The organism is Massilia pseudoviolaceinigra, from assembly GCF_030846505.1.
Taxonomy (GTDB): Bacteria; Pseudomonadota; Gammaproteobacteria; order Burkholderiales; family Burkholderiaceae_D; genus Telluria_A; species Telluria_A violaceinigra.
In genome coordinates this window covers 45,798-63,262 of the sequence record NZ_JAVCWL010000042.1, presented here as the reverse complement: position 1 = coordinate 63,262, position 17,465 = coordinate 45,798, and the positions used below count along the sequence as shown (strand labels likewise).

At 62.7% G+C, this 17,465-nt stretch carries 16 protein-coding genes and 1 tRNA gene; 6 read left to right on the top strand and 11 right to left on the bottom strand.

The window, feature by feature from the left end:
• Nucleotides 1-216 precede the first annotated feature (216 nt).
• Nucleotides 217-915: a PEPxxWA-CTERM sorting domain-containing protein gene (locus tag RBA40_RS29670; RefSeq protein ID WP_306652174.1), complete on the top strand. Its 699-nt coding sequence runs from the start codon at nt 217-219 to the stop codon at nt 913-915.
• A 362-nt stretch (nt 916-1,277) separates the two neighbouring features.
• Nucleotides 1,278-1,985 (top strand): PEP-CTERM sorting domain-containing protein, encoded by a 708-nt coding sequence (locus tag RBA40_RS29665; RefSeq protein ID WP_306652172.1) that lies wholly within the window; start codon nt 1,278-1,280, stop codon nt 1,983-1,985.
• Between the two features lie 65 nt (nt 1,986-2,050).
• On the opposite strand, the gene RBA40_RS29660 is transcribed toward RBA40_RS29665, so the two are convergent.
• From RBA40_RS29660 to RBA40_RS29645, 4 genes are all read right to left on the bottom strand, one after another.
• The gene (locus tag RBA40_RS29660; RefSeq protein WP_306652170.1) at nt 2,051-4,465 is read right to left on the bottom strand and encodes a catalase; all 2,415 of its coding nucleotides are present in this window, start codon (nt 4,463-4,465) and stop codon (nt 2,051-2,053) included.
• A 164-nt stretch (nt 4,466-4,629) separates the two neighbouring features.
• A complete protein-coding gene (locus RBA40_RS29655) occupies nt 4,630-5,055 on the bottom strand; it encodes an ElaB/YgaM/YqjD family protein (RefSeq protein WP_306652169.1) in 426 nt (141 codons plus the stop codon).
• 893 nt (nt 5,056-5,948) lie between these two features.
• The gene (locus RBA40_RS29650) at nt 5,949-6,326 is read right to left on the bottom strand and encodes a DprA-like winged helix domain-containing protein (protein ID WP_306652168.1); all 378 of its coding nucleotides are present in this window, start codon (nt 6,324-6,326) and stop codon (nt 5,949-5,951) included.
• On the bottom strand, nt 6,323-6,508 hold the full coding sequence (locus RBA40_RS29645) for a hypothetical protein (protein ID WP_306652167.1): 186 nt from the start codon (nt 6,506-6,508) through the stop codon (nt 6,323-6,325). Before RBA40_RS29645 ends, RBA40_RS29650 begins: the two co-directional genes overlap by 4 nt.
• 407 nt (nt 6,509-6,915) lie before the next feature.
• Here RBA40_RS29645 and RBA40_RS29640 point away from each other — a divergent pair, with 407 nt between their 5' ends.
• Complete coding sequence (locus tag RBA40_RS29640) at nt 6,916-7,710, top strand: LexA family transcriptional regulator (RefSeq protein ID WP_306652166.1); 795 nt, start codon at nt 6,916-6,918, stop codon at nt 7,708-7,710.
• A gap of 379 nt (nt 7,711-8,089) precedes the next feature.
• Here the strand turns inward: RBA40_RS29640 and RBA40_RS29635 are convergent.
• From RBA40_RS29635 to pepN, 3 genes are all read right to left on the bottom strand, one after another.
• A tRNA-Thr gene (locus RBA40_RS29635) sits at nt 8,090-8,165 on the bottom strand.
• A gap of 84 nt (nt 8,166-8,249) precedes the next feature.
• Complete coding sequence (locus tag RBA40_RS29630) at nt 8,250-9,251, bottom strand: class 1 fructose-bisphosphatase (protein ID WP_306652165.1); 1,002 nt, start codon at nt 9,249-9,251, stop codon at nt 8,250-8,252.
• Nucleotides 9,252-9,294: 43 nt separating this feature from the next.
• Complete coding sequence (gene pepN, locus RBA40_RS29625) at nt 9,295-11,937, bottom strand: aminopeptidase N (RefSeq protein ID WP_306652164.1); 2,643 nt, start codon at nt 11,935-11,937, stop codon at nt 9,295-9,297.
• A 182-nt stretch (nt 11,938-12,119) separates the two neighbouring features.
• Between pepN and RBA40_RS29620 the strand changes: the two genes are divergently transcribed.
• Nucleotides 12,120-12,782, top strand: coding sequence for a DUF4136 domain-containing protein (locus tag RBA40_RS29620; protein ID WP_306652163.1), 663 nt, complete (start codon nt 12,120-12,122; stop codon nt 12,780-12,782).
• A gap of 64 nt (nt 12,783-12,846) precedes the next feature.
• On the opposite strand, the gene RBA40_RS29615 is transcribed toward RBA40_RS29620, so the two are convergent.
• Genes RBA40_RS29615 through RBA40_RS29600 form a run of 4 tightly spaced genes read right to left on the bottom strand, consistent with a single transcriptional unit; the run spans nt 12,847 to nt 15,318 of the window.
• Nucleotides 12,847-12,969 (bottom strand): hypothetical protein, encoded by a 123-nt coding sequence (locus RBA40_RS29615; RefSeq protein ID WP_306652162.1) that lies wholly within the window; start codon nt 12,967-12,969, stop codon nt 12,847-12,849.
• Nucleotides 12,966-13,940, bottom strand: a complete 975-nt coding sequence (locus RBA40_RS29610) for a quinone oxidoreductase family protein (RefSeq protein WP_306652176.1) — start codon at nt 13,938-13,940, stop codon at nt 12,966-12,968. Before RBA40_RS29610 ends, RBA40_RS29615 begins: the two co-directional genes overlap by 4 nt.
• A 32-nt stretch (nt 13,941-13,972) precedes the next feature.
• Nucleotides 13,973-14,365: a methylglyoxal synthase gene (locus RBA40_RS29605; protein ID WP_099875370.1), complete on the bottom strand. Its 393-nt coding sequence runs from the start codon at nt 14,363-14,365 to the stop codon at nt 13,973-13,975.
• A gap of 32 nt (nt 14,366-14,397) precedes the next feature.
• Nucleotides 14,398-15,318 carry a DMT family transporter gene (locus RBA40_RS29600; RefSeq protein WP_306652160.1) on the bottom strand — a complete coding sequence of 307 codons (921 nt, stop codon included), beginning with the start codon at nt 15,316-15,318 and terminating at the stop codon, nt 14,398-14,400.
• Nucleotides 15,319-15,429: 111 nt separating this feature from the next.
• Here RBA40_RS29600 and RBA40_RS29595 point away from each other — a divergent pair, with 111 nt between their 5' ends.
• Both RBA40_RS29595 and purD read left to right on the top strand, forming a co-directional pair.
• Nucleotides 15,430-16,155 carry a YebC/PmpR family DNA-binding transcriptional regulator gene (locus RBA40_RS29595; protein WP_306652159.1) on the top strand — a complete coding sequence of 242 codons (726 nt, stop codon included), beginning with the start codon at nt 15,430-15,432 and terminating at the stop codon, nt 16,153-16,155.
• Nucleotides 16,156-16,161: 6 nt separating this feature from the next.
• Entirely contained in the window at nt 16,162-17,430 is a 1,269-nt protein-coding gene (gene purD, locus RBA40_RS29590) for a phosphoribosylamine--glycine ligase (RefSeq protein ID WP_306652158.1), read from the top strand.
• Nucleotides 17,431-17,465: the final 35 nt, after the last annotated feature.

The following is a 17,465-nucleotide window of genomic DNA, read 5'->3' as shown; positions in this document are numbered from 1 at the left end:
CAATGAAAAAACGCCAGCCTCGCGCTGGCGTTTTACATATTGAAACATTATTTCTCGTGGATGTTGTGTATTTATCAGGAAAATTGCGTTATAATAACTTTCTTGCTTGAATAATATCAACACGTGCCTTATACTACGCCCCCGTTTCAGCATTTGCACCAAGCGCTGCCTAATCCTCGCAATGCTTGTCCACTATTCTCCCTCATCGGAAACGACATGAAAAACATTGCTAAAAATATTACTATTGGCGCGGCACTCTGCGCATCCGTCCTGTTTACCTCGAGCGCACAGGCGACCTGGAGCGGCAATACCAGCAAGAGCGACGTCAAGCTCAACGGCGCCGGCGCCGATGCGGCCGACTACGCCTTCCTGGTCAATCCACAGGGCTTTTTCTCCACCAAGGGTGGCAGCGGCGGTTTTGCCAGCGACTTCGCCCTGTACGGCTCGAAGCAGGGATGGACCTCGATCGCCGCCTTCGGCGCCAAGGCCGACAATGGCGTTGCCGTCTCGACCAACAAGCTCGGCACCAACCTGACCTTCACCTTCGACAAAACCGATGGCCGCCACGGTTCGTGGACCGTTGCCAACAATGATGTGAATAACAATGTCAAACTCGACCTCGTGTTCGCCATGTACGGCGGCGTCGGCAGCTCGGCCTTTTTGTTTGATAACGAAACCCTGGCCGCCGGTTCCACCAGCAACGGCAGCTGGACCTTCAACGCGCTGAACTTGTTCGGCAGCAAGGCCGAATACGCGAACCTGACCATCTTCGCGCGCGACGTCAGCAAGACCGCCTTCGAGGTACCGACCACGCCGGTGCCGGAACCGGAAACCTATGCCATGCTGCTGGCCGGCCTGGGCCTGGTAGGCTTCATGTCGCGTCGCCGCAAGAGCGCGCAGCCGCTGTTCCACTGATCCGCCGCGGTCAGCCAGTTAAAAAACGCCAGCCTCGCGCTGGCGTTTTTGTTGGATCGAAACAACGCTCCGTGCTGCGCTGGGATGCAACGCCCAGCGCCTCCCGGGCGCCCCGCCAACGCCATACGTCCCGCCGTTGAGCCTGATTCGGCAAGCCGGCTTGCGACTATGTGTTATTTTTGGGAAGCAATATATCGGGCGAAAGTTATGTTTTTATCAGTTTCATTAAGTTAATATAACTTTCTCGCTTGAATCTCATCAATACGTGCGGTACTATCTACTCCTGTACTACTGCATTTGCATCAAGCGCTGCCTAACCCCCGCAATGCTTTCTCGATCAATTTCTAATCATCGGAAACGACATGAAAAACATTGCTAAAACGATTAGCTTGGGCGCAGTGCTTTGCTCGTCCGTCCTGTTCGCCACCGGCGTGCATGCGGCTGCCAGCGGCAGCGCCGGCAAGACCGCCAAGGGCGACGTCAGCCTGAGCGGCGTGAGCGCCGATGCCGTCGACTATGCCGGCGGCGTCGATCCCCAGAGCGGCAACGCCACCAAAGGCGGCAGCAGCGGTTTCGCCAGCGACTTTGCGCTGTACGGCTCCAGGCAGGGCTGGACCTCGATCGCCGCCTTCGGCAGCAAGGCCGACAATGGCGTTGCGATCTCGACCGGCAAGCTGGGCGCCAGCCTCACCTTCACATTCGACAAGACCGACGGGCGCCATGGTTCGTGGACGGTCGCCAACAACGACGTGAAAAACAATGTCAAGCTGGACCTGGTGTTCGCGATGCACGTCGCCGGCGGCAGCTCCGCCTGGCTGTTCGACAATGAAGTGCTCGGCGCCGGTGCGACAAGCACGGGCAGCTGGACCCTGAATGCGCTCAACCCGGGCGGCAAGCTGGCCGATTACTCGAACCTGACCATTTTCGCGCGCGACCTGAGCAAGACGGCCTTCGAAGTACCGACCACGCCGGTACCGGAACCGGAAAACTATGCCATGCTGCTGGCCGGCCTGGGCCTGATCGGCTTCATGTCGCGTCGCCGCAAGGGCGAGTACGACACCTTCCGCTGATCCGCGACGCGCCTCTCGGACGAAAAAAACGCCAGCATTGCTGGCGTTTTTTTTGGCTTGTCCGCTTACACTTTCGGCGGATCGGTTTCGCGCGCAAAAGAGCGGTGGCCGGCCAATGCCGTCTTGAACGCGGCCAGCGCCGGCGCCAGGGCGCCACTTTCGGTTCCGATCAGGGCCGGGTCGGCCGAACCGTCCGGCAGCGCCGGCGGCACGCCTGCCTTCTTCAGCAGCGCGGCGCCCGCGCCCACGACCAGGATCGGCTTGCAGTGACGATACTGCTCGCGCACAAAATCGAGCGCATGGGCGTCGCGGCCGAGCACGGTGACCGCATCGCCATCGGGCACGACCACCGCGTCATACAGCACCGACGGACCGGCTTCGAGCGTGATTTCCACGTCCAGGGTAGCGCCGTCGCTGGTCTTGACCTTGCCCAGCTGGCTGCTGACCACGCGCGGCACGGCGCCGTCTTCCAGCAGCGAGCTGTAGATGGCGCGCACCATGGCGCCATCAACCCCGTTCGCCACCAGCACGGCCACCTTGCGGGTGCGGATGCCGGTTTCGCCCGGACGGCTCAGCAGCGACAAGGCCGGCGACGGCTCGTACTCGTGCAGCGGACGGTCGGTCGCCAGCGGCAGCGGCGGCGGCACGTCCATGCCCAGACCGCCCGCAACGGAACCGGCCAGGACCGGGTTGACATTGGCCAGGGTAGCGAGCACGCGCTCGCGCACGGCCGGAGTCTGCACGCGCGTGAGCTCGAAGCGGAAGGCGGCCGCGATGTGGGCCTGTTCGACCGGGCTCTGGCTGTTAAAGAACAGGCGCGCCTGGGAATAGTGGTCAGCAAACAGTTCCGGATTGCCGCGCACCTTGTCTTCGGAAATCGTCTGCGGGAAGCTGGTGAAGCCTGACTTCATACCGGCCTGGAACGGGCAACCGCCGGCCAGCGAGTTCGGCTCGTAATTGACGCGGCCACGGTGGATGGCCTGGCGGTGCATGCCGTCACGCTGGTTGTTCTGCACCTGCGCCACCGGCGCATTGACCGGGATTTCATGGAAGTTCGGCCCACCCAAGCGGCTGATCTGGGTATCGAGGTAGGAATGGATACGGCCTTGCAGCAGCGGATCGTTACTGAAATCGATGCCGGGCACGATGTGGGCGGTACAGAAGGCCACCTGTTCCGTTTCGGCGAAGAAGTTATCCGGGTTACGGTTGAGCACCATCTTGCCGACCGGGGTCAGTGGGACCAGTTCCTCGGGAACGATCTTGGTCGGATCGAGCACGTCGAAGGCAAACGATTCGGCTTGCTCTTCGGTGAAGATCTGCAGCGCCAGCTCCCATTCGGGGAAATTGCCGCTGTCGATGGCTTCCCACAGGTCGCGGCGGTGGTAATCGGGATCGGCGCCCACCAGCTTGGCGGCCTCGTCCCACACCAGCGAGTGCGTGCCCTGGAGCGGGGTCCAGTGGAATTTGCAGAACACCGACGCGCCGGCTGCATTGACCAGACGGAAAGTGTGCACGCCGAAACCCTGCATCGTGCGGTAGCTGCGCGGAATCGCGCGGTCCGACATTTGCCACAGCAGCATGTGGGTCGATTCCGGCATCAGGGACACGAAGTCCCAGAAGGTATCGTGGGCGCTCGAAGCTTGCGGCATGGCGTGGTGCGGCTCGGGCTTGACCGAGTGCACCAGGTCCGGAAACTTCATGGCATCCTGGATGAAGAAGACGGGCATGTTATTGCCCACCAGATCCCAGTTGCCTTCGTCGGTGTAGAACTTGACGGCGAAGCCGCGCACATCGCGCACGGTATCGGAGGAACCTCTTTCGCCGGCGACGGTCGAAAACCTGGTGAAGACGGGAGTGCGCTTGCCGGGCTGGGCAAACAGCGAGGCGCGGGTCACCGCGCTCAGGTCCTGGTAGCTTTCGAAATAACCGTGGGCAGCGGAGCCGCGCGCGTGCACCACGCGCTCGGGAATGCGCTCGTGGTCGAAATGCGTGATTTTTTCGCGCAGGATGAAGTCTTCCATCGCGGTCGGCCCGCGCAGGCCGATCTTGAGCGAATGCTGGTTGTCGGCGATCGGCACGCCCTGGTTGGTAGTGAGGCGCTGGCCGCCGCCGTCGACGCGCACGCGGTCGAGCGGGCCCACGGTCGGGTTCTCGCCGACCGGCGGCACGCCGGCGCCGAGCTTGCTGGACGCGATGGTTTCGGTACTGGTGCTGCCGGTCGCGGCCGGCGTCGATGGCTCGGCCGTCGCGCCAGGCGGCGGCGTGCGCGAAGCGTCGCCGTACTCGGCTGGCTTGTTCGGATTGAAGGGCATCGCGGCGGCGAGCTGTTGACCGGAAACGGTCTTGATCAGGAGCTGCTCGGCGATCGGATCGCTGCTGCCCAGGCTGGCGGGAGGCTGGGCGTTCGAGGGACCGGAGACCGTGCTCAGGATGGAGCCGGCACCATCTTCCGTGGCGCCAGTTTTCTTGCGTGTGACCATTAAATACCTCAACTAATAAGTGTTTGACGAGAGACCGGCGCGGGAATGCGACACCACCTGCCTGGGCACGGTAGCGAAACGATCAAAACGGGAGTGTAGGCATGTACGGACTTGACCCGGACGGCGTGAGCCGACCGGGCCGTGCCAGCGCATGAGCGCGCTGATCAGTGACGACGGCCCAGCAGTTTCGACAGCGTGTAGCCGATGCCCAGGGCGACCAGCACCGAGGTCGCCGGGCTGGTGCGAACGTAGTCGCGGCCGGTTTCTGCGAAGTTCTTATACGCATCGGTCAGCTGGCGGGCTTTTTCGTCCACGCGACCGGTGACGCCGTTCAGGGCACCGCTGACTTTGTCGACGCCGGCGTGCGCGCTGGAGGCCAGGCGATCGACCACTGGCTGGGCAGCGTCGGCTGCCTTGTCGATAGTTTTGTGCATGTCGGTCGCGCTCTTGCTCAGATCGCTGCCTTTATTGTTGTCGTTACCTTTGTTGCCATCGCTGCGGCCTGCACCGAGATCCTTGCCCATGCTGCTGCCCGAACCTTCGTTACCAATATTGCTTCCGTTGCCGCCATTCGATTTCTGATTGTCCATGATCCATTCCTCTAAAAGTTTTATACCAGCGCGGTGGTGACGTCTTGGGGACGCCGAATACAAAAAATATAACGATTACTCTTTGTTCACTGTGCGGTGACTAACAGAGTTGCCATGCATGCCGGACGGCATCGTTGTGCAGGACGACAGCTAGGCGGACGTTGAGCGCTTTGCGCAGCCTCAACCGGGCGTCATTGACGCCTGCCGGTACGGGCGCAAGATGAGTAGATCAAGCGACTCGATCAAGGGCGTAGCAGGTACCGCGACAGTCAGCCCCGGCGATTGACAGCAGGCACGCAGTGCCGGGTCCGCTGTCGTCCATTGATGTAAAGCGACAGAGGGTGGTCAGCTACTCGCTTTTTCCGTGCGCTCGTCTGGCGCGGCGCGCCCTCATCGGTTCCGAATGATAAAACTGGAACCCGATCCACAGAATCGATACGAGCGCCGCGAAGGGCGGCAGAAATCCCAGAAAAGTGCTGACAGCAAGACCGTACGAAATGCCGTCGAAAAGACTTTTTATGTATTCCATGGGCTTGCCTTTGCCGGAACCGCGATGCGACAGCGGCGTGGTGGGTGCCAGTGGCGCTTCAGGGGCGCATGTTGGCAAAGCTGGCCAGCGGCTCGCTGGCGCAGTGGGTCCGCGGCGTGCCAGCGCGCACTGGCCGAGGACCGGAGAACGCCAATGCGACTGGTCGGCGTGGGGCAGTGTGGCCGGTCCGCGTGGGTCGGTGCGGCCGGTCCGCGTCGTGCCTGCATGCGCCAGTGCAACTGGCCCGCATCTTGTCCTCGCGTAGGGCGCAGTTGGCCGGCGGCGCAAGGGCCCGCGCTGGTGCGACTGGCCCGCGTCATGCGAGCGCGCCCTGACCTCAGCGGCCGGCGACGCGCGCAACCGGCTAGCAGTCGGCCCGATGGCCGCCATGGTGCGGCAAGCCAAAGCCGGCCCCATGCGCCCTTCCCGTCGGGCCGAACAACGCAGCAACCAGCGGATCGCGGTAGGGGTGGCCCTTCCATTCCGACGCCAGGACGCGCTGGATCGGGTGCGGATCCGCCTCGGCGGCCTCGGGCAGGCCGCCGGCCCGGTACACCATGCGTGCGCGCCGCGTGCGCGGATCGCGCCCGATGGCCCCTTCGCGAAACAGCTCCAGGCATTGCTGGCGCACTTTTTCGGCGTCGGCGCCCAGGCGTTGGGCCAGCGGGGCTACTTGCGTGGGCCCGTGCGCGAGTGCGGCCAGAATGTTATAGCGAAGTTGATCGACCAGATGACGTCTCATGCCGCCCTCCAGTAAGCGTCGATGGCTTGGGCCAGGGCATCGCTGTCGAGGCGATGGCGCAGCGCGGTCAATTCGCCGATCACGCCACCGGCGGCGATGGTGGCGTTGCGGCTCGCTCGCCAGGCGCATGCGATGGCGAGCAACTGGCGCGCTTCATGATTGAGTTCTGGTTGGACGGTCATCTGTTCTCCTTGGTGGAATGCCTGCCGCTGGCGCGGGCGTGGCGGGACGGCCGCCATCGCAATTGGCAATGGCGCCGGACTTGGGGTCAAACTGGTCGAACTGCCGGGTCAGGCCCGGCGGGCATCAAGCTGCGCGGGCACTGGTGAGGCAAACCCATCGCTGTGACTGATCGCGCAAGCCGTCAGCACAACACGCAGGCCGGCTGGGCGGACGCGTCAGGTGGCTTGAACCGGCCCCGCGAACTGCAGGAGATCGCGACCTCCTGCCGAAGCAAGACCCTGGTAAAGCCGGGCAAGACCCGGATCGGTATCGTTGTGTTCATAACCACTATATTAGTCTTACTAATCGCTTTTGTCAACAGTCAGACTGATTGCATTTTATTAGTTTTACTTATATTGTTCGGTCTATGCCAGCCCTCCCCCTAAACCAACACGAGCTCGCGGAAGCAGCGCAGCTCAAGCAACTCTTCATTGAGTGGCAACACGCGCGCCGCAGCCAAGGGCTGCCCGCGTCCCAGGAAGCCGCCGCCAACCAGATGGAATTTGGCCAAAGCGCGTTGAACCAATATCTCAACGGAAAAATTCCATTGAATATCGACGTCGCCATCAAGTTTTCGAAGCTGCTGGGCGTGCCGATCTCGGCCTTCAGCACGGCGCTGGCCGCGCATGCGGACGACTACGCCGCCGCCAAGGATGCGATGGCCATGGCGCAGTCGCGCGAGAACGATTTCCGCCTCGTCGGCAGGCGCATCACGATCGATGCCGATCAGGATGAATACATCCCCATCAAGAAGGTCAGCCTGACGCTGCGCGCCGGCGTCATGGGCTTCGAGGCCTCGCAAGAGGATCAAACCGACACGACCATCAATCTGCCGCGCCGCTTCATCGAGAAAAACGACCTGGTGCCGCAATGCCTGCTGGCCATCAGCGTCAAGGGCGACAGCATGTGGCCGCTGATGATCGAAGGCGATGTCGTGGTCATCAATATCGCGGACACCAAACCGATCAACAACGAGTTGTACGCGGTAAATTTCGATGGCGAAGCCGTGGTCAAGCAACTGGTGCGCGACGGCCGCGAATGGTATCTATCTTCCATGAATCCGGACCCGGCGTACCACCGGCGGGCTTGCCGCGGTGGTGAATGCATCATCGTCGGACGCGTGGTGCGCCAGGAAGCGCGCACGCTGATGAATCGCGTCTGAGGAGTCCGGGGACACGCCATTGCAGCTCGTCACCGGTCGACCTATCTCCGCCGAGCCCGCCCTCTTCGGGCATTTTTATGGACCTGGCGCACGCATTCGCGGCGAAAATTATCAGCCGGACTACTTGCCTTTATAATTAGTCGGCCGAATATTCAAAGCCGGTGCGCGCATTGCACCGGCTCCAACACGCGTTCTTGGCGTTCATTGCCGCGACGCCATGACTGACTATGAACGGCCCATCACGTGTCGCGGCGGAGCTATGGGCTGAGCACCGGGGCCAGTCAGCGGAGCGGAAACAAAGAGAAGTCGGGCGCAGCACCCACAAGAAAAAACCCGCTACGCCGTGAGGCGTGCGGGTTCTGACTTTGATGCATGTACTTGGTGCCGATTGCCGGAATCGAACTGGCGACCTTCACATTACGAATGTGCTGCTCTACCAACTGAGCTAAATCGGCGAAGACGCGTATTCTAGCAAAGAACGCTGCAAAATTGCTAGTGCGAATGCGCGTTCTTTTACTTTTTTGTGAAAAAGACCACTTTTACTCGGCGTGATAGCTGCTCACGCGCTCGACTTCGCTCTTCGATCCCAGGAACACCGGCACCCTCTGGTGCAGCTTGTGCGGGGCGATATCGAGGATACGGGTGCGCCCGTCGGTCGCGGCGCCGCCGGCCTGCTCGACGATCATCGCCATCGGGTTCGCTTCGTACATCAGGCGCAGCTTGCCCGGCATCGAGGTGTCGCGCGTATCGGCCGGGTACATGAAGATCCCGCCGCGGTTCAGGATGCGGTGCACGTCGGCCACCATCGAGGCGACCCAGCGCATATTGAAGTCCTTGCCGCGCACGCCGGTCGACCCGGCCAGCAGCTCGTCGACATAGCGCTGCACCGGCGCATGCCAGTGGCGCGAGTTCGACATATTGATCGCGAATTCCTTGGTCGCCTCGGGAATCATCATGTGGCGCTGGGTCAGCACCCACGAGCCCATTTCGCGGTCCAGGGTGAAGCAGTTCACGCCATTGCCGGTGGTGAGCACCAGCATGGTCTGCGGGCCGTACACGGCGTAGCCGGCGGCGACCTGCATGCTGCCAGCCTGCATGAAGTCCGCTTCGGTCGGCGTGCCCATGCCTTCCGGCGCCTTCAGTACCGAGAAAATGGTGCCGATCGAGACGTTCACGTCGATGTTCGACGAGCCGTCGAGCGGGTCGAACAAGAGCATGTACTCGCCCATCGGATAGCGGTTCGGGATCGGATGGATGGACTCCATCTCTTCCGACGCCATGGCCGCCAGGTGGCCGCCCCATTCGTTCGCTTCGAGCAGGATCTCGTTGGAGATCACGTCGAGCTTTTTCTGCACTTCGCCCTGGATGTTCTCGGTGTCGGCGCTGCCGAGGATATCGCCGAGCGCTCCCTTGCCGACCGCATGGCTGATGGTCTTGCAGGCACGTGCGACCACTTCGATCAGCAGGCGCAGTTCGGCCGGGATGGAGTTGTGCAGCCGTTGTTCTTCGACCAGGTGTTGCGTGAGACTGACGCGTTTCATTCACTTCCCTTTGGTTTGTTTACATTCTTTGCTGACGACGGCATCAGTTGGCAAGCGCCTTGCTCACCACCTCGCGCACGTCGTTCGATAATTTTTTCACGCCGGCGACCTTTTGCAAGGCCTTTTTCATTGGCGCCTGCAGCGCCGGCGCGTACCTGCGCCAGCGGTCCATGGAGCGCGCCAGGCGGCTGGCCACCTGCGGATTCAAGGCGTCGAGCGCGATGACCTGCTCGGCCCAGAACGCGTAGCCGCTGCCGTCCGGCGCATGGAACTGCGACGGATTGCCGACGCAGAAAGTAAATACCAGGCTGCGCGCGCGGTTCGGGTTCTTGATGTTGAAGGCCGCATGGCGCATCAATTCGCGCACCGCGGCGACATCGGTCGCCGGGGCTGACGCCTGCATCGCGAACCACTTGTCGATCACCAGCGCCTCGTTGTCGAAGTCGGCGTAGAACGACTGTAGCGCGACCTGCGCCGAGGCAGCGCCGGCATGGATCAGGGCCGCCAGCGCGGCTACCCGGTCGGTCATATTGCCGGCGTTGTCGAACTGCGCCTGCGCCAGGGCGATGCCCTCTTCGCTGGAAGTGGACGCGAGGTAAGCCAGGGCCAGGTTTTTCAGGCCGCGCCGTCCCGCCGACAGGGCGTCGGGACTGTACGCGCCGGGCGTCTGGTTGGCGGCGTACTGGGCGCGCAAGTCGACGCGCAGCGCTTGGCCGATGGTGCGCCGCACGAACTGGCGCGCCTGGTGGATGGCCTGCGGATTGACCACGTGCATCTGCTCGGCCATCATGGTTTCGGACGGCAGCAGCAAGGCTTGTTCGCGGAAGGCGGCATCGAGCGATTCGTCGGCCAGGATCTTGCGCAGCGCCTCGATGAAGGTGGTGTCGAGGGTCAAGGTGTCACCTTTGGCCACGGCATCGGTCAGCTTGAGCAGGCGCGCCATCGCCAGGCGCTGGCCGGCTTCCCAGCGGTTGACCGGGTCGCTGTCGTGGCTGAACAGGTGCAGCAGTTCGGTGTCGGTGTAGTCGTATTCGAGCACCACGGGCGCGGAAAAATCGCGCAGGATCGATGGCGTCGGCGCTTCCTTCACGCCGGAAAAGCGGAAGGTCCGCGTTTCTTCGGTCAGTTCCAGCACCGCGGTGACGGCATCGAGGCCATCGACGTTCAGGTGCAGGTCGCGCCCGTCGGCGCCCAGCAGGCCCACCGCCACCGGAATATGAAACGGCAGCTTGTCTTCCTGCCCGGGCGTGGCCGGACAGCGTTGGGTCAGGGTCAGCTCGTAGGTGAGCGCGTCGGCGTCGTAGCGGCCTTCGGCGCGCACCACGGGCGTACCGGCCTGGCTGTACCAGCGCTCGAACTGGGTCAGATCGCGCCCGCCGGCGTCGGCCATCGCGGCGCGGAAGTCGTCGCAGGTCACGGCCTGGCCGTCGTGCCGCTCGAAATACAGGTCCATGCCCTTGCGGAAGCGTTCGCGCCCAAGCAGGGTCTGGTACATGCGCACCACTTCCGCGCCTTTTTCGTACACGGTGACGGTGTAGAAGTTATTGATCTCCACAAAAGAGTCGGGACGCACCGGATGCGCCATCGGCCCCGCGTCTTCCGGGAACTGGGCCTGGCGCAAGGTGCGCACCTGGTCGATGCGGGTGACGGCGCGCCCGCTCTCGGTGCCGATCATATCGGCCGAAAATTCCTGGTCGCGAAATACCGTCAGCCCTTCTTTCAGCGACAGCTGGAACCAGTCGCGGCACGTGATGCGGTTGCCGGTCCAGTTGTGAAAATACTCGTGTCCGACCACGGCCTCGATGCCGGCGTAGTCGATGTCGGTGGCCACGCGCGGATTGGCCAGCACGAACTTGGTGTTGAAGATGTTCAGGCCCTTGTTTTCCATCGCGCCCATGTTGAAGTCGCCCACCGCCACGATCATGAAGCGGTCCAGGTCGAGTTCGAGCCCGAAGCGCTCTTCATCCCAGCGGATGCTGTTCTTGAGCGACTGCATGGCGTAATCGGTCTTGTCGAGATTGCCCTCTTCCACCCACACCTGCAGCAGCGCCGAGCGGCCGTCGGCCAGCTTGAAGGTTTCTTCCTGACACACCAGGCGCGCCGCCACCAGGGCGAACAGGTAGGATGGTTTCTTGAACGGGTCTTCCCACTTGGCGAAATGGCGGCCATCGCCCAGATCGCCCTCCTCGATCAGGTTGCCGTTCGACAGCAGCACCGGATAGGTCGCCTTGTCGGCGCGCAGCATCACCGTGTATTTCGCCATCACGTCGGGACGGTCGGGGAAATACGTTATGTTGCGGAAACCTTCAGCCTCGCATTGCGTAAAAAAGTTGCCGTTAGACACGTACAACCCATTCAGCGTCGTGTTCTTGACGGGTACTGTCAGAGTCTCAATTTCCAAGGTGACCTCGTCGGGCGCGTTGGGAATGACCAGCATCTTGTCGTCCAGCCGGTAATCGCGCTTGGACAGGGTCTTGCCGTTCATCCGCAGGGCGACCAGGACAATATTTTCCCCATGCAACTCAATCTCGCGTACCTTGCTGACGGGATTACGGCTCATGGTCAGGCGGCTGGCGACGATGGTGCGTTCCGGGTCGAGATCAAAGCCAAGTTCGACCGTTTCCACCAGAAAGCCGGGCGGTGTGTAATCTTTGCGATAGATGGTTTGCGGAGTGTCTGTGCGCATGGGATCTCGGGAAGGACGGGTGAGTCGGGTGCCTATTTTACCAATACCGCAACGTTGCGCCGTTCCTCATTGCCTGTATCGCAGTGTGTACCGGGTAACAACTTGTAAAAATTCTGCGAAAATAGACTGTGAGCCATAAAGTTAGCTTCGGTGAAATCCGTTTTGAGTATGGGAGTAATGCGATGAGACGATTATTGATGGCTGCCGGTGCGGCCCTGACCTTGCTGCTGGGAGGCTGTGCGACGACGATCCGCAGCAATGTGACCACCTTTCACCAGTGGCCGGCCGAGCTGCAGGATAAAACCTATGTGTTCGAGGCGCCGCCGGTGCAGGACGACACGCTCGAACTGCGCAGCTACCAGAACCTGGTGCGCGGCCAGCTGGCGCGCCTCGGTTTCCAGGACGCCGGCGAAAGCGGCAAGCCGACCCTGAAAATCTCGATGAAATTCACCACCACCGACGTGCCGGTGCGCGTGGTCGACGTGGTCGATCCCTTCTTCATCCCGCACCCGCGTTTCGCTTTCGGCGGCTATGGCTACGGCTACCGCGGCCGCTACTGGGGCGCGCGGCGCTACTGGGGCGGCTGGCACAGCCCCTTCTACGATCCGTTCTGGAGCGGCGCGCCGATGTACCGCGAGCGCATCGATCACCAATACCGGCGCGAGCTGCAGGTGGCGATCAAGGCTATCCCCGGCGGCAAGCGCCTGTTCGACGTCACCGTGTATAACATGAGCCGCGAAATGTCCACGCCGGCGCTGATGCCGGCACTGGTGCAAAGCGCCTTTGCCGAATTCCCGGGCGTGAGCGGTGTGGCCAGGCGGGTCGAACTCAAACGCGAACGCTGATTGGCCTGCCCTTTACAAAAAAACGCGCTTCACGGTGCGCGTTTTTCTTTGTGCGGCCGGCTTGCTATGGATGGCCGAGCCACGCCTCCGAGCCGAACGTGATGCCCACGATCAGCAGCACCGCCAGCACAAGCCCGATCAGCAGGCGACCGAACTTGGGCGAGCCATCGTCGTCGGGCGCGCTCATGGCACCAGGATCGACGAGCCGGTCGTCTTGCGCGCTTCCAGGTCGATGTGCGCCTGCGCGGCATCGGCCAGTTTGTAGGTCTGGTTGATATCGATCTTCACATCGCCGCTGGCCACCACCGCGAACAGATCGGCGGCCATGGCTTCCAGGTCGGCGCGCCTGGCGGCGTAGCTGAACAGGGTCGGACGGGTGATGAACAGCGAGCCGCGCGCGGACAGTTCGGCCAGCGAAAAATCGGGCACCGGCCCGGACGCATTGCCGAAGCTGACCATCATGCCGAGCGGGCGCAGGCAATCGAGCGACTTGGTGAAGGTATCCTTGCCGATCGAGTCGTACACCACCGAGACCTTTTCGCCATTGGTGATCTCCATCACGCGCGCCACGAAATCCTCGGTGTTGTAGTTGATGACGTGGCTGCAGCCGCTCGCCTTGGCCAACGCCGCCTTTTCGTCGGAACCGACGGTGCCGATCATGTTTACGCCCAACGCGCGCGCCCATTGCGACGCGATCAGGCCCACGCCGCCGGCCGCCGCGTGGAACAGGATGGTGTCGCCGCGCTTGAGCGGCACGGTGCGGCGAAACAGGTACTGCACGGTCAGCCCCTGCAGCATCATGGCGGCGCCGGTCTCGAACGAGATCGCGTCGGGAAGACGCAGCAGCAGCGCGGCTGGCAGGTTGCGCACTTCGGAATAGGCCCCGTTCGGACGGCCCGCGTAGGCCACGCGGTCGCCCACGGCCACCTCGGTGACGCCCTCGCCCACCGCCTCGACTACGCCGGCGCCCTCCATGCCCAGCCCCGCCGGCAGCGGCTGCGGATACAAGCCGGTGCGGAAGTACACGTCGATGAAATTGACGCCGCAGGCGGCGTGGCGCACGCGCGCTTCGCCCGGTCCGGGCTCGCTCACTTCCACATCGACGTATTCCATCACTTCGGGGCCGCCGGTGCGGTTGATACGGATTGCTTTTGCCATCATGCTGGACTCCTTGTTGATTCTAAGCTTGTTTATGCGGCCGCGAGCCTGAGCTGCGAGAGCAGCAAATGGGCGGTCGACAGATTGGTGGCGCAGGCCACATTGTGCACGTCGCAGGCGCGCACCAGCGCGTTGATGTCCGGCTCGTGCGGCTGCGGCGTCATCGGGTCGCGCAGGAACACCACCGCGTCGATCTGGCCCTCGACCAGGGCCGCGCCGATCTGCAGGTCGCCGCCGAACGGGCCGGACTCCTTGCGTTCGACCGCCAGCCCGAGTTCCTTGATCAGGCGCGCGCCGGTGGTGCCGGTCGCCATCAGCTGGCAGCCGCGCAGGAAATCGATGTACTCGGCGGCGAGCACGATCATGTCGTCCTTCTTCTTGTCGTGGGCGATCAGGGCGATGCGGGGCTTGGTCGGATGGCTCATTCAGTCTGCTTTCGTGGGTCGGGTGTGGATGGCTATTTTTTCTTCGACAGCATGTAAATACCCGCCAGGACCATCGCGGTGCCGCCCACCTGCACGCCGGTGATCGGCTCGCCCAGCACCAGCGCGCCGAGGAACAGGGTCGAGACGGGGCCGATCATGCCGGCCTGCGAAGCGGTGGAGGCGCCGATGCGCTGCACCGCGATCATGGTCATGAAGACCGGCAGCACGGTGCAGAAAATCCCGTTGGCCAGCGAATACCAGTACACCGCCGCCGGCTGGACCAGCATGGACACGGGCCGCAGCACGAAGAACTGGCCGATGCAGACCACGCTCGATACGCACATCGCATACGCCACCAGGCGCAGGGAGCCGATGCGGCGCACCATCTCGCCCGACATCAACAGGTAGACCGCGTACGACAGGGCCGAGCCGAGCACCAGCAGCGCGCCGATGGCGGTGCTGCCGGCGCCGCCGTGCAAGTCGTGTACGAACACCAGCACGATGCCGCAGTAGGATACAAGGAGGGCCAGCCACTCGATGCGGCTGATGTGCCGCTTGAGGAACACCGAGGTAATGAGCAGCACGAAGGTCGGCGTGAGGAACAGGATCAGGCGTTCCAGCCCGACCGAAATGAACTGCAGACCGAGAAAATCGAGGTAACTGGAGAGGTAGTAGCCGATCACGCCCAGGAACACCAGGCGCCAGCGGTCGGGCGGGGACAGCGGCGCTTCGGTGCGCATCTTCCAGAGCGCGACAGCGGCGAACACCGGCAGCGAGAACAGCATGCGAAACGCGATCACGGTAACGGCGTCGACCTGGTAGCGGTACATCAGCTTGGCCAGGACGGCCTTGGCCGAAAACAGCACCGCGCCCGCGATGGCGAGGGTCAGGCCGGCCAGCAGGGCCGGGCGCGGGGTCAAGTGGGCGGCGGCGGCCGTTGCGCTTTTGTTCATGCACCGATTGTAGAACGAATCGCGCAAACTGGCTGGCGGCCGGCGGATTTTGGCAGGGCCGCTATGGTAAAATGTCGGCCACTGATGCATACCGTCTAAGGAAATTTCGACATGGCTGGACACAGCAAATGGGCCAATATCAAGCACAAGAAGGCCGCTACCGACGCCAAGCGCGGCAAGATCTGGACCCGATTGATCAAGGAAATCACCGTTGGCGCGCGCATGGGCGGCCCCGACATCGCCACCAATCCGCGCCTGCGCCTGGCGGTGGACAAGGCGGCTGACGCCAATATGCCGAAAGAGAACGTCACGCGCGCCATCTTGCGCGGCTCGGGCGGACTCGAAGGCGTGAACTACGAAGAAGTGCGCTACGAAGGCTACGGCATCGGCGGCGCGGCCATCATCGTCGACTGCATGACCGACAACCGCGTACGCACGGTGGCCGAAGTGCGCCACGCCTTCAATAAACACGGCGGCAACATGGGCACCGAAGGTTCGGTCGCCTTCATGTTCAAGCACTGCGGCCAGTTCCTGTTCGCGCCCGGCGTGGACGAAGACAAGTTGATGGAAGCGGCCCTCGAAGCGGGCGCCGAAGATGTGGTGGCCGACGAAGAAGGCGGTTTCGAAGTGCTGTGCGATCCGTTCAGCTTCGCCACCGTGAAGGAAGCACTGGAAGCGGCCGGCTTCAAGGCCGAAGTGGCCGAGATCATCATGAAACCGTCGACCGAGACCGTGATCGGCGGCGAAGACGGCATCAAGATGCAAAAAATTCTCGACGCGCTCGAGAACCTCGACGATGTGCAGGAAGTCTATACCAACGTCCTGATCGAAGATTAAGCTCCTATGAAAATCCTGGTAGTCGGCTCTGGCGGCCGTGAACATGCACTGGCCTGGAAACTGGCCCAATCCGAACGTATCCAGATGGTCTACGTTGCCCCGGGCAATGGCGGCACGGCGCGCGACATCCGCCTCGTCAACGTCGAACTGACCGATCCGGAGCAGCTGGCCGAATTCGCCCAGCGCGAAGGCATCGCCCTGACCGTGGTCGGTCCCGAGACGCCGCTGGCGGCCGGCATCGTCAACCTGTTCCGCGGCCGCGGCCTGAAGATTTTCGGGCCTACCAAAGAAGCGGCGCAGCTGGAAAGCTCGAAGGACTTCGCCAAGGCCTTCATGCAGCGCCATGGCATTCCGACGGCGACTTACCAGACGTTTTCGGACGTGGCGCAGGCGCACGCCTACATCGACGCCAACGGCGCGCCGATCGTCATCAAGGCCGACGGCCTGGCGGCCGGCAAGGGCGTGGTTGTCGCGATGACACTGGAAGAAGCGCACCAGGCGGTCGACCATATGCTGGCCGACAATCGTTTCGGCGACGCCGGCGCGCGCATCGTGATCGAAGAGTTTTTGGCGGGCGAGGAAGCGAGCTTCATCGTCATGTGCGACGGGAAGAACATCCTGGCGCTGGCGACCAGCCAGGATCACAAGCGCCTCAAGGATGCCGATGAAGGTCCGAACACGGGCGGCATGGGCGCATATTCGCCGGCGCCGATCGTCACGCCGGCCATGCATGCGCGCGTGATGCGCGAGATTATCAACCCGACCATCAACGGCATGGCCAAGGACGGCATTCCGTTCACCGGCTTCCTGTATGCGGGCTTGATGATCGACGACAAAGGCAACCCGAAGACGCTGGAATTCAACTGCCGCATGGGCGACCCCGAGACGCAGCCGATCATGGCGCGCCTCAAGAGCGACCTTTTGACGGTGATGGAGCATGCGGTGAACGGCACGCTCGACACGGTCGAACTGGAATGGGACCGCCGCACGGCGGTGGGCGTGGTCATGGCCGCCGCCGGTTATCCGGACGATCCGCGCAAGGGCGATGTGATCGACGGGATTCCCGCCGAAACGCCGGAATGCGTGACCTTCCATGCGGGTACGCAGCAGGCCAACGGCAAGCTGGTGACCAGCGGTGGGCGCGTACTGTGCGTGGTCGGCCTGGGCGACAGCGTGAAGATGGCGCAGAAGCAGGCTTACGAAACGGTCGACAAAATCCACTTCAACGGCGCGCAGTTCCGCCGTGATATTGGGTGGCGTGGGTTGAAGCACTAAGCGCCTGCCATCGTCCCCGTAGTCACCGACATTGC

Coding starts and splice junctions, on each gene's coding strand:
- RBA40_RS29605 (WP_099875370.1), bottom strand. CDS start 14,365: ATGAGCCATCCGACCAAGCCCCGCATCGCCCTGATCGCCCACGACAAG.
- RBA40_RS29595 (WP_306652159.1), top strand. CDS start 15,430: ATGGCTGGACACAGCAAATGGGCCAATATCAAGCACAAGAAGGCCGCT.
- RBA40_RS29670 (WP_306652174.1), top strand. CDS start 217: ATGAAAAACATTGCTAAAAATATTACTATTGGCGCGGCACTCTGCGCA.
- purD (WP_306652158.1), top strand. CDS start 16,162: ATGAAAATCCTGGTAGTCGGCTCTGGCGGCCGTGAACATGCACTGGCC.
- pepN (WP_306652164.1), bottom strand. CDS start 11,937: ATGCGCACAGACACTCCGCAAACCATCTATCGCAAAGATTACACACCG.
- RBA40_RS29665 (WP_306652172.1), top strand. CDS start 1,278: ATGAAAAACATTGCTAAAACGATTAGCTTGGGCGCAGTGCTTTGCTCG.
- RBA40_RS29620 (WP_306652163.1), top strand. CDS start 12,120: ATGAGACGATTATTGATGGCTGCCGGTGCGGCCCTGACCTTGCTGCTG.
- RBA40_RS29615 (WP_306652162.1), bottom strand. CDS start 12,969: ATGAGCGCGCCCGACGACGATGGCTCGCCCAAGTTCGGTCGCCTGCTG.
- RBA40_RS29650 (WP_306652168.1), bottom strand. CDS start 6,326: ATGAGACGTCATCTGGTCGATCAACTTCGCTATAACATTCTGGCCGCA.
- RBA40_RS29630 (WP_306652165.1), bottom strand. CDS start 9,251: ATGAAACGCGTCAGTCTCACGCAACACCTGGTCGAAGAACAACGGCTG.
- RBA40_RS29600 (WP_306652160.1), bottom strand. CDS start 15,318: ATGAACAAAAGCGCAACGGCCGCCGCCGCCCACTTGACCCCGCGCCCG.
- RBA40_RS29610 (WP_306652176.1), bottom strand. CDS start 13,940: ATGGCAAAAGCAATCCGTATCAACCGCACCGGCGGCCCCGAAGTGATG.
- RBA40_RS29660 (WP_306652170.1), bottom strand. CDS start 4,465: ATGGTCACACGCAAGAAAACTGGCGCCACGGAAGATGGTGCCGGCTCC.
- RBA40_RS29655 (WP_306652169.1), bottom strand. CDS start 5,055: ATGGACAATCAGAAATCGAATGGCGGCAACGGAAGCAATATTGGTAAC.
- RBA40_RS29640 (WP_306652166.1), top strand. CDS start 6,916: ATGCCAGCCCTCCCCCTAAACCAACACGAGCTCGCGGAAGCAGCGCAG.
- RBA40_RS29645 (WP_306652167.1), bottom strand. CDS start 6,508: ATGACCGTCCAACCAGAACTCAATCATGAAGCGCGCCAGTTGCTCGCC.